General features: G+C 68.1%; 1 protein-coding gene. It reads right to left on the bottom strand.

Translation table 11 applies throughout. The annotated features are described in order from the left end of the window. Positions 1-1,877: acyltransferase domain-containing protein (locus WA317_RS18465; protein ID WP_425174415.1), on the bottom strand; the 1,877-nt coding region annotated here is incomplete at both ends.

Raw genomic sequence — 1,877 nt, 5'->3', positions numbered from 1 at the left:
CCCTCAGCCGGCTCGTCGGCACCGAGGTCCGGCTCAGGGTCGGTGTCGGTGGCGAACAGCACGGCTGCGTCGCGTTCGGCGTTGAGCACTTCGACTGTGCTGTGGGCGTATTCGGGCAACTTGAGGGTGTTGGCGGCCAGCCCGGCGACGGTCGGCGATGACTTCACGCCGATCTCGACGAACCGCTCCACGCCCAGGCCGCCGGCCGCCGGTTCGGTGAACAGCAGATCCTGCGTCTCGATCCAGCGCACCGGGCTGGCGAACTGCCAGGCCAACAGCTCGATGATCACTGTGCGCGCCAGGTCGAACGGGCGCTCGTTGCGCCCGTAGTCGTAGTTCTCGAGGATCTCGTCGAGCGGCTCGGCCGGCACCAGATCCCGGATCTCCTGGATGAAATCGCGGTCCAGGCTGAATGGCCGCGGCACCAAGTTCGGGATGTAGCGCCCGATGATCACCTCGGGGTCTTTGCCCCGCGGCATAGCCCGCTCCAGCGAGCGACGGAAGTCGGCGACGCCGACCCGCAGCACCTCGGAGTGGAAGGGCACGTCGATGCCCGGCACCAAGATGAAAGACCTTCGGCCGCCGGCGAGTTCACGACGGCGCTCCACCTCGGCTTCGAGCTCTTCCAGACCGCGGACCGTGCCGGCGATCGCGTACTGCGCGCCCCGCAGGTTGAAGTTGACGATCTGCAGGAACTCGCCGGTACGCCGCGCGATCTCCTCGACGAACTCCGGCACGTCGGCGTCATCGAGATCGATCTGCGACGGGCGGATCGCGGCCAGCCGGTAGTTGGACCGGCCCAGCTCGTCTCGCGGCACGATGTCGTGCATGTTGGATCCACGCTGGAACACCGTCTCCAACAACGCTTCCAGCCCGTAGATATCGCTCACGCAGGCCAGCGCGGTGTACTCACCGACCGAGTGACCGCAGGTGATCGCGTCCTCGACGAACGCGCCCTGCTCGCGCATCTCCGCAACCTGCGCCGAAGCCACAGTCGCCATCGCGACCTGGGTGAACTGGGTCAGGTACAGCACGCCCTCAGGGTGGTTGTAGTGCACGCCGCTGGCGATCAGGCTGGTCGGGTTGTCCCGTACCACGTGCAGGATCGAGAAGCCCAGCGTTCCGCGGGTGTACTTGTCAGCGTCATCCCACACCTTGCGAGCGGCCTTGGAGCGGGCCCGGACGTCCATGCCCATGCCCTTATGCTGGATGCCCTGGCCCGGGAAGGCGTAGACCGTCTTCGGAGCGGCCAGTCGCGCGGTAGCCGACATCACCAGGTCCGAACCGATGCGGGCGGCGACCTCCAAAACCTCTGCGCCCTGGTCGATTCCGACACGATCAACGCGGAAGTCCACCTCGTCGCCGGGTCGCACCATGCCCAGGAAGCGGGCTGTCCAGCCGATCAGCCGAGCCGGCGGCCGGGCCTGACCGTCGGTGGCGGTGACGACGTGTTGCGCGGCGGCCGACAGCCACATGCCGTGCACGATCGGCGATTCCAGGCCGGCCAGCAGCGCGGCGGCCCGGTCGGTGTGGATCGGGTTGTGATCTCCGGACACCACTGCGAACGGTCGCATGTCGACCGGCGCGGTAAGCGTGACGTCGCGGCGGCGACGCCGCGGGGTGTCGGTGGCGTTCTCCGACACCGCGCCGCCGGCCCGGACCGGGTCAGTCAACTCGGCGGGCCCGGTGCGACCACGGATCGCGAACCGCTCCTCCATAGTGGCCAGCACAGTGCGGTCGGCGGAGGCAACCGTCACTGAGATCGGAACGACGCGGCCGACCTCAGTGTCGGTGGCCACCGAAGCCGTTGCGGTGACGGTCAACTCGGCCGGCGTCTTGGGAAGTGCGGCGACCAGGTGAGCGGCGTGGTCCAAATG

Origin of the sequence: Mycobacterium sp., assembly GCF_049802695.1 — a bacterium.
GTDB lineage: Bacteria > Actinomycetota > Actinomycetes > Mycobacteriales > Mycobacteriaceae > Mycobacterium.
Note: the sequence above shows the minus strand (reverse complement) of the source record. Positions and strands in the feature narration are given on the sequence as shown.